8 protein-coding genes are annotated in these 8,284 nt (G+C 70.8%); 4 read left to right on the top strand and 4 right to left on the bottom strand.

Going from position 1 to position 8,284, the window contains the following annotated elements; translation table 11 throughout:
• The 3 genes from AOK15_RS13010 to groL all read left to right on the top strand — a co-directional run.
• Positions 1 to 504, top strand: a 504-nt coding sequence (locus AOK15_RS13010; RefSeq protein ID WP_157870232.1) for a polysaccharide deacetylase family protein, incomplete at its 5' end; no start/stop codon positions are given.
• 239 nt (positions 505 to 743) lie between these two features.
• On the top strand, positions 744 to 1,055 hold the full coding sequence (gene groES / locus AOK15_RS13005; protein WP_055516095.1) for a co-chaperone GroES: 312 nt from the start codon (positions 744 to 746) through the stop codon (positions 1,053 to 1,055).
• A gap of 158 nt (positions 1,056 to 1,213) precedes the next feature.
• Positions 1,214 to 2,836: a chaperonin GroEL gene (gene groL, locus AOK15_RS13000; RefSeq protein ID WP_055516093.1), complete on the top strand. Its 1,623-nt coding sequence runs from the start codon at positions 1,214 to 1,216 to the stop codon at positions 2,834 to 2,836.
• 272 nt (positions 2,837 to 3,108) lie between these two features.
• On the opposite strand, the gene AOK15_RS12995 is transcribed toward groL, so the two are convergent.
• The 4 genes from AOK15_RS12995 to AOK15_RS12980 form a co-directional block, all read right to left on the bottom strand.
• Positions 3,109 to 3,816, bottom strand: coding sequence for an ester cyclase (locus tag AOK15_RS12995; RefSeq protein ID WP_055516091.1), 708 nt, complete (start codon positions 3,814 to 3,816; stop codon positions 3,109 to 3,111).
• Positions 3,817 to 3,920: 104 nt separating this feature from the next.
• Positions 3,921 to 4,694, bottom strand: coding sequence for an SDR family NAD(P)-dependent oxidoreductase (locus AOK15_RS12990; protein ID WP_055516089.1), 774 nt, complete (start codon positions 4,692 to 4,694; stop codon positions 3,921 to 3,923).
• 63 nt (positions 4,695 to 4,757) lie between these two features.
• The gene (locus AOK15_RS12985; RefSeq protein WP_055516087.1) at positions 4,758 to 6,326 is read right to left on the bottom strand and encodes a multicopper oxidase family protein; all 1,569 of its coding nucleotides are present in this window, start codon (positions 6,324 to 6,326) and stop codon (positions 4,758 to 4,760) included.
• 150 nt (positions 6,327 to 6,476) lie between these two features.
• Positions 6,477 to 7,169: an MOSC domain-containing protein gene (locus tag AOK15_RS12980; protein ID WP_055516085.1), complete on the bottom strand. Its 693-nt coding sequence runs from the start codon at positions 7,167 to 7,169 to the stop codon at positions 6,477 to 6,479.
• Positions 7,170 to 7,249: 80 nt separating this feature from the next.
• Between AOK15_RS12980 and AOK15_RS12975 the strand changes: the two genes are divergently transcribed.
• Positions 7,250 to 8,146, top strand: coding sequence for a LysR family transcriptional regulator (locus AOK15_RS12975; protein WP_055516083.1), 897 nt, complete (start codon positions 7,250 to 7,252; stop codon positions 8,144 to 8,146).
• The last annotated feature ends 138 nt before the right edge of the window (positions 8,147 to 8,284 follow it).

The raw sequence follows: 8,284 nt of genomic DNA, 5'->3' as shown, positions 1-8,284 counted from the left end.
GCCGACCTCACGGAGCCGGGCTACGGCCACCTCGCCCGGCTCCGTGAGGTCGGCGTCACCGTGCAGAACCACACCCTCGACCACACCGCCCTGCGCGGTCTGCCGTACGCCGGGCAGCGGGCCGAGATCTGCGGCCAGCAGGACAAGCTGAAGCAGCGCTTCGGTGTCCGCCCCACCCTGTTCCGCCCGCCGTACGGCGTCTACGACACCACCACGCTCCGCGCCGCCGCCGACTGCGGCATCGCCGCCGTCGTCCTGTGGCGCGCGTCCATGGGCGCCGACGGCTTCCGTCCCGCCGCCGCGACCGCCTCCGCCTCCGTTGCCGGTGCCGGGACAGCCACCGTCGGCGACCGGCTCCGGCCCGGCGACATCGTCCACGCCCATGTGCGGGGCCGGGGTCCGGGCCGGCTGGACGGTGCCACGCTCACCCGCGTCACGGTCGGGCTTCTGCGCCGTATCCAGGAACAAGGCCTGACGGTGGGTCGTTTGGAGGATTACCTCTGAGGGGTCGGCTCTGCGGGCGGAACCTCGCGGCAACCCGGGGTCCCGCACCACGCCACGCGGCCGCAATTAGCAGTCCGCTTGACCGAGTGCTAACCACGGTCATAGTCTCAGGTCTGGCACTCCCCCCTGGAGAGTGCCAACTACGCGACGGGCAGGTCCGGCACCCGCGACGACGGATCCACCTGGTCGCCACCTCAGACAGTTAACCCCGTGAGATCTCCGAAGGGGGAGGTCGGATCGTGACGACCACCAGCTCCAAGGTTGCCATCAAGCCGCTCGAGGACCGCATCGTGGTCCAGCCGCTCGACGCCGAGCAGACCACCGCCTCTGGCCTGGTCATCCCGGACACCGCCAAGGAGAAGCCCCAGGAGGGCGTCGTCCTGGCCGTGGGCCCGGGCCGCTTCGAGAACGGCGAGCGCCTGCCGCTCGACGTCCAGACCGGCGACATCGTGCTGTACAGCAAGTACGGCGGCACCGAGGTGAAGTACAACGGCGAGGAGTACCTCGTCCTGTCGGCTCGCGACGTCCTCGCGATCATCGACAAGAAGTAGTTCACCTCTCGCGAGGCAGCCCGCCGCCCACAGCGGCGTGTCACTTCGCGAAACACATTGCTTTGAGCTGCGCCCCTGGCCCCCGCGACCACTAAAAAGCCGGGCGCCCGGGGCGCAGCCTGCATTCACCCCAGATTTCCGAGAGGGCTCCCGCTGCCATGGCGAAGATCCTGAAGTTCGACGAGGACGCCCGTCGCGCCCTCGAGCGCGGCGTCAACAAGCTTGCCGACACGGTGAAGGTGACGATCGGCCCCAAGGGCCGCAACGTCGTCATCGACAAGAAGTTCGGCGCCCCCACCATCACCAACGACGGTGTGACCATCGCCCGCGAGGTCGAGATCGAGGACCCGTACGAGAACCTCGGCGCGCAGCTGGTGAAGGAGGTGGCCACCAAGACCAACGACATCGCTGGTGACGGCACCACCACCGCCACCGTGCTCGCCCAGGCGCTGGTGCGCGAGGGCCTGAAGAACGTCGCCGCGGGCGCCTCCCCGGCCGCCCTGAAGAAGGGCATCGACGCCGCCGTCGCCGCGGTCTCCGAGGACCTGCTCGCCTCGGCCCGCCCGATCGACGAGAAGTCCGACATCGCCGCCGTCGCCGCGCTGTCCGCTCAGGACCAGCAGGTCGGCGAGCTCATCGCCGAGGCGATGGACAAGGTCGGCAAGGACGGTGTCATCACCGTCGAGGAGTCCAACACCTTCGGTCTGGAGCTGGACTTCACCGAGGGCATGGCCTTCGACAAGGGCTACCTGTCGCCGTACTTCGTCACGGACCAGGAGCGCATGGAGGCCGTCCTCGACGAGCCCTACATCCTCATCCACCAGGGCAAGATCGGCGCCATCGCCGACCTGCTGCCCCTGCTGGAGAAGATCATCCAGACCAACGCCTCGAAGCCGCTGCTGATCATCGCCGAGGACGTCGAGGGCGAGGCCCTCTCCACCCTCGTGGTCAACAAGATCCGCGGCACGTTCAACGCCGTCGCCGTCAAGGCCCCCGGCTTCGGCGACCGCCGCAAGGCGATGCTCCAGGACATGGCCGTCCTCACCGGCGCCACCGTCATCTCCGAGGAGGTCGGCCTCAAGCTCGACCAGGTCGGCCTGGACGTGCTCGGCTCCGCCCGCCGCGTCACCGTCACCAAGGACGACACCACGCTCGTCGACGGCGCCGGCAACTCCGCGGACGTCCAGGGCCGCGTCGCGCAGATCAAGGCCGAGATCGAGAACACCGACTCCGACTGGGACCGCGAGAAGCTCCAGGAGCGCCTCGCGAAGCTGGCCGGCGGCGTGTGCGTGATCAAGGTCGGCGCCGCCACCGAGGTGGAGCTGAAGGAGAAGAAGCACCGTCTGGAGGACGCCATCTCCGCGACCCGCGCCGCGGTCGAGGAGGGCATCGTCTCCGGTGGTGGCTCCGCGCTCGTCCACGCCGTGAAGGTCCTCGAGGGCAACCTCGGCAAGGACGGCGACGAGGCCACCGGTGTCTCCGTCGTCCGCAAGGCCGCCGTCGAGCCGCTGCGCTGGATCGCCGAGAACGCCGGCCTCGAGGGCTACGTCATCGTCTCCAAGGTCGCCGAGCTGGAGAAGGGCAGCGGTTACAACGCCGCCACCGGCGAGTACGGCGACCTGGTCAAGGCCGGCGTCATCGACCCGGTCAAGGTCACCCGCTCCGCCCTGGAGAACGCCGCCTCCATCGCCTCCCTCCTCCTCACGACCGAGACCCTGGTCGTCGAGAAGAAGGAAGAGGAGCCGGCCGAGGCGGGCCACGGTCACGGCCACGCCCACTGAGGCAACGGCCACGCCCACTGAGGCACGGCCACGCCCGCCGAGGCGACGCCGCTCTCCGGGGCGACGCCGGCCCTCCGAGGCAGACACCGTCCGCTGAGGCGGCGTCGCCCCTGGAGGCCGGTCACCGCCCGCTGAGGCGGAGGCCTGAGAGAAGCCCCCGTTCCGCTCGCCGGAACGGGGGCTTCTCCCGTGCACGGCGCACGCACGCCCCACCGGCGGTCTCCCCAGGGGGATGCGGCCGCCGCGCTGCCCGGCGCTCGCCTACCGCTTGCTCAGCGCTCCAGCCCTTCCAGCGCGCCGAGCTGGGCCATCAGCGCGAGCCGGTCGTACTGCCACCAGCCCTCGGCGAGCTTCCCGTCCGGTGAGCAGCGATGGATGGTCGTCCCGGTCATGGAGACCTTCCTCCCGGTGGGCGCGATACCGAGGAACTCGCCCTTGTGCGTGGCGTTCCACGTCCACCGCGTGCACACCCGGTCACCCTGGGCCATCTGGTCCTCGATGGTGAACGAGAAGTCGAAGCCCGCCCGCCACATCGCGAACTCACGCCGGGCCGCGTCCATGCCGATCACGTCCTGCGGGTTGGCCGGGTCGTGGTCGTGATAGTCCTCCACCAGCAGATCGTTCATCGGCGGCAGCTCCCCCCGTGTGCCCAGCGTCTCGAAGAACCTCCGCGCGGTGTCCCCGTTCAGCTGTTCGTCCCGCACCACGTCCAGATCCGTGAAGGTCGGCATCTCGTCGCAGAGCGCCACCATCTCGTTGAAGATCCGGTCCGTCTCCGGCAGCTGGGAGTTCCGCATGGCCTCCTCGTACGACGGGAACTCCACGATCTCGACGAAGTGCCCCTCGTCGGACCGGTCCTTCCCGATCATGTTGTGCGTCGCCGTCCGCTTTCCCTTGGTCTGCTCGACCCACCTGTCCATCAGCCGGTCCATCTCGTCGAACCGGCTCGTCCTACAGTCGATGAGCTGCACAAACGTCACAAGACCACCTCCGGCCCCCCTGGGTCCGGTCGGACAGCTCCATTCTCACCCCGCACCGCCTCCCTCTCACCCGCTGCGCGACGAGGCCGCCCCGGCCCGCCCGGCTACTGGGGGCCGTACTTCCGTCCCGTCTTCGAGCTGACCCCGCCCAGCAGCCCCCGCGGCATCACCTTCACCACACCCATCAGGGTCTTGTAGCGCGGGTCGGGGATCGAGACCGTCCTGCCGCGGGACAGGTCGGCCAGGGCCGCCGTGACCAGCTTGTCCGCGTCGAGCCACATCCAGCCCGGGATGTTGTCCGTGCCCATGCCCGCCCGCTCATGGAACTCCGTGCGGACGAAGCCCGGGCACAGCGCCATCAGACGGACACCGGTGCCGGCCAGGTCCCGCGCCGCGCCCTGGGTGAACTGCACCACCCACGCCTTCGACGCGCCGTACGTCCCCCGAGGCACGAACGCCGCCACCGACGCCACGTTCACGACACCGCCCCGACCGCGCTCCCGCATGGCCTCGGTCGCCGCGGAGGTCAGCCGGAGCACCGCCTCACAGTGCACCTTGAGCATCTTCAGCTCGTCGGCCATCGAGACGTCGAGATAGCGGCCCTTGTTGCCGAACCCCGCGTTGTTGACCAGCAGGTCGACCGGGCTCTTGCGGTCGGACAGCCGCTTCGCCACCGCCTCGATGCCGTCGTCCGTCGCCAGATCCGCCGTCAGGACCTCCGCCTCGATGCCGTGCCGGTCGTGCAACTCCGTGGCCTGCTCCCGCAGCCGTTTCGTGTCACGCGCCACCAGCACCAGGTTGTGCCCGTCCGCCGCCAGCCGCCGCGCGAAGGCTGCGCCGATGCCCGCGGTCGATCCCGTAATCAGAGCCGTTGTCATGGCGCAAGGGTAGTGACCCGGACCGCACTGATCCGCTTGCCCACGGCGGCGGACCTTCCCCGGTCATCCCCGCCCGTGGGCGTGGTGCGCGTGCGTCGGGTGCGGCGCCGGTACGCGGGCTCGCTGCCCCTTCTCCACCACCACGAACTGACCCATCATCCCCTCGTCCTCGTGATACAGCAGATGGCAGTGGTACATGTACGGCGATGGGGGCACCTTCCGCTCGAGCGAAGCCGAGAGTGGGGGAGGGTCCGCCGGGCCGTCGAAGCGCAGGGCGAGTTTCATGGTCGTCCCGTCCGGCAGGAACACCGTGTCCTTGGGGCCGCGCAGCGCGGGCGGCGGCTTCTGCCCGTCGACATCCAGCACCCGGAACTGCACGTCGTGCACATGGAAGTTGTGCGGCATCCCGTTGCCGTTGCGGACCGTCCACACCTCCGTCGTCCCCCGGGTGACCGTCTCGTCGACGCGTCCCATCGCCATCTCCCGCCCGTTGATCCCGGACCGCTTCAGGTCGAAGTGCCGCCCCCGCACCGCTCCTTCCTCACCGTCGGGTATCTCCAGCCGACCCAGCACCGCGGGCAGCCGGGGCGACGGACGGAGGCGGTCGGCCGCGCGCAACTCCAGTACGTCGAAGGTGTCGTCGCCCCCGGAGAACCGGCGCTGCCAGGCGTCCCCGTAGTCGTCCTGAGGGAAGCTCCGCAGCGTCACCCGCTCGCCGGCCCGCATCCGTACGACGATCTCGGCCCGCTCACCCGGCGACAACCGCACCCGGTCCATGGACGCCGGCCGCTCCAGCAGGCCCCCGTCCGTCGCGATCAGGGAGAAGGCGCGGCCGTCGGGGAAGCCGAAGGCGTAGGTGCGGGCCGTGGACGCGTTCAGCAGACGCAGACGTACGTGTGTGTCGTGCACCTCCTGATAGGGGTTCAGGGTGCCGTTGACCATGGTGCGGTCGCCGAGGAAGCCGACGTTCTGCAGAAAGCCGCGGCCGGTGTCGAGCTTCGCCCCGTCGAAGCGCACGTCCTGCACGACGAGCGGGAGGTCGTCGACGCCGTACCGCTTCGGCAGAGGGAGCCGCCCTGACTCCCTGTCGTCGACGAGGAACAGACCGGCCAGGCCCCGCGCCACATGCCTGGCGGTCGAGCCGTGCGGATGCGGGTGGTACCAGAGGGTCGCGGCCGGCTGGTCCACGGTCCACTGCGGACTCCGCGCCGCGCCGGGGGCGATCATCTGGTGCGGGCCGCCGTCCATCCGGGCGGGCAGATGCATGCCGTGCCAGTGGACGGTGGACGCCTCCGCCAGGTCGTTCCGTATCCGCACGCGGACCTTCTCGTCGCGTGCGGCGCGCAGCGTGGGGCCCAGATAGGAGCCGTTGAAGCCCCAAGTCGGTGTCCGCACACCGTCCTTGAACTCGGTGGTGCCGGCCCGCATGCGCAGATCGAAGACGCGGGTGCCGTCCTTGTCGACGGACGACTTCGCGAGCGGCGGTATCGCCAGCTTCTCGTCGAAGGCGACCCGGCCGGCCGTGCTGACGTCGGCGCCCGTCCACAGCCACGTGAACAGGCCGCCGATCGTCAGCACCACGACGGTGACGACCGAGCCCAGCACGATGAGGACACGCTTGATCCGCGACATGCCTCCAGCGTTCCGCCCCGCCCGCCGGCGAACATCCGGGAACGCCCCTGGACCATCCCTGACCCACCCCCGGCCCGCTCCCCGGGGATCACCCCTAGGAGCCGTGCGGCGACCGGGCTTCGCGGGTCACGGGGCCTCAGATGCCCGACGTCACCGGCGAGTTGCGGAGTCGGCGCTTCCGTCCTGCTGGGCCGTGTACGTCCGGGCCGACTCCAGGATCTCCGGGTGGAGTGCCTCGCCCGCGGCCAGCAGCCGCGGCAGCAGCTCCCGCTCGTTCATCGTGGCGCGGAAGGCGAGGGCGACGGTGACGTCGTGGTCCGGGCGGTGGACGATCTCGATCGGATCGCCCGCCCGGATCTCGCCCGGTCGCACCACCCGCAGATAGGCCCCGGGCTCGCCCTTCCCCGCGAAACGCCTGACCCAGCCGCGCTCACCGAGGTGCCGCTGGAAAATGAGACAGGGGACGCGGCCGGCGGTGACCTCCAGGACGACCTCCGCGCCGATCCGCCAACGCTCCCCGATGAGCGCGCCGGAGATGTCGAGGCCCTCGGTCGTCAGGTTCTCCCCGAAGGACCCGTTGGGCAGGTCCCGGCCGAGCTCCACCTCCCACGCGTCGAGGTCCTCGCGGGCGAACGCGTAGACCGCCTGGTCGTTCCCGCCGTGATGCCGCCTGTTGCACACCGCGTCCCCGGCCAGCCCGCTGCCGCCCACCCCCTTCGGTCCGGGCGCGGCCACCCGCACCGGCCCGGCCACCGGCCGTTTGTCGATCCCTGTCACGCTCTTCGACTCCTCCGGGACGTCGACCGCCGCGGCCTGCCCGAGGTTCAGTGACAAAAGCTTCATACGGGCACGCTAGGTGAGCGTCGGTCAAAGCGTCGACGCAATATTCGCCGCCCCTTCCAAGCCGCCCTTATGCTCGACCCGTGATCGAGGCCCGTCATCTCCGCGTCCTGCGCGCCGTCGCCGCCACCGGCTCCTTCTCGGCGGCCGGTCGTGAGCTGGGCTGCACCCAGCCCGCCGTGAGCCAGCAGATGAAGGCGCTCGAATCGTCCGTCGGCACGCCCCTGCTGGTCCGCGGCGGCCGCGAGATGCGGCTGACCCAGGCGGGCGAGGCACTCGTGCGGCACGCGGCCGGGATCCTCGCCGGTCTCACGGCGGCCGAGGAGGAGGTCGCCGCGATCGCGGGTCTGCGCGCCGGCCGGGTCCGGCTGGTCTCCTTCCCCAGCGGCAGCTCCACGCTCGTCCCCACCGCCCTCGCCGCCCTCCGCGCCGCCCACCCCGGCACCCGGGTCTCCCTGGAGGAGGCCGAACCGCCCCGCTCCGTCGAACTGCTCCGCGAGGGCGACTGCGACATCGCGCTCGCCTTCCGCTACGAGGGCGCGGCGAACGCCGAGGAGTGGGAGGACCTGGTCGTACGCCCCCTGCTCACCGACCGTCTCGTCGGCCTCGTCCCTCAGGGACACCGGCTGGCCACCACACGGTCCATCGGCATCGGGGAACTCGCGGGGGAACCCTGGATCGCAGGCTGTCCCCGCTGCCGGGGCCAGTTGGTGCGGGTCTGCGAGAGCGCGGGCTTCACCCCGCGTATCGACTTCGCCACCGACGACTACCCGGCGGTGGTGGGTCTGGTGGGTGCGGGCCTGGGTGTCGCGGTCCTGCCGGAACTGGCCATCGAGTCCGTGCGGCCCAAGGGGGTGCGGATGATCACGGTGGAGCCGGTGGTGCACCGCGAGATCGTGGCGCTCACCCTCCCGGACCTGGCCCAGGTCCCCACGGTCGCCGCGACCCTGGACCAACTGGCGAAGGCGGCGACGCGCTGACCACCGTCCTCCGGTCGCCTGGGTTGCCTCGGTCGCCCCGGCCGGCCGGGGCGACCGAGGCAACCCAGGCGACCGGAGGACCGTGGTCAGCGCGTCGCCGCCTCCGCCATCTGGTCCAGGGTCGCGGCGACCGTCGGG

This window comes from Streptomyces ossamyceticus (assembly GCF_001418475.1).
GTDB lineage: Bacteria > Actinomycetota > Actinomycetes > Streptomycetales > Streptomycetaceae > Streptomyces > Streptomyces ossamyceticus.
Note: the sequence above shows the minus strand (reverse complement) of the source record. Positions and strands in the feature narration are given on the sequence as shown.

Excerpts from the sequence above, each read along its gene's own strand:
- AOK15_RS12985 (WP_055516087.1), bottom strand. The coding sequence starts at position 6,326 with ATGTCGCGGATCAAGCGTGTCCTCATCGTGCTGGGCTCGGTCGTCACC.
- AOK15_RS12980 (WP_055516085.1), bottom strand. The coding sequence starts at position 7,169 with ATGAAGCTTTTGTCACTGAACCTCGGGCAGGCCGCGGCGGTCGACGTC.
- AOK15_RS12990 (WP_055516089.1), bottom strand. The coding sequence starts at position 4,694 with ATGACAACGGCTCTGATTACGGGATCGACCGCGGGCATCGGCGCAGCC.
- groL (WP_055516093.1), top strand. The coding sequence starts at position 1,214 with ATGGCGAAGATCCTGAAGTTCGACGAGGACGCCCGTCGCGCCCTCGAG.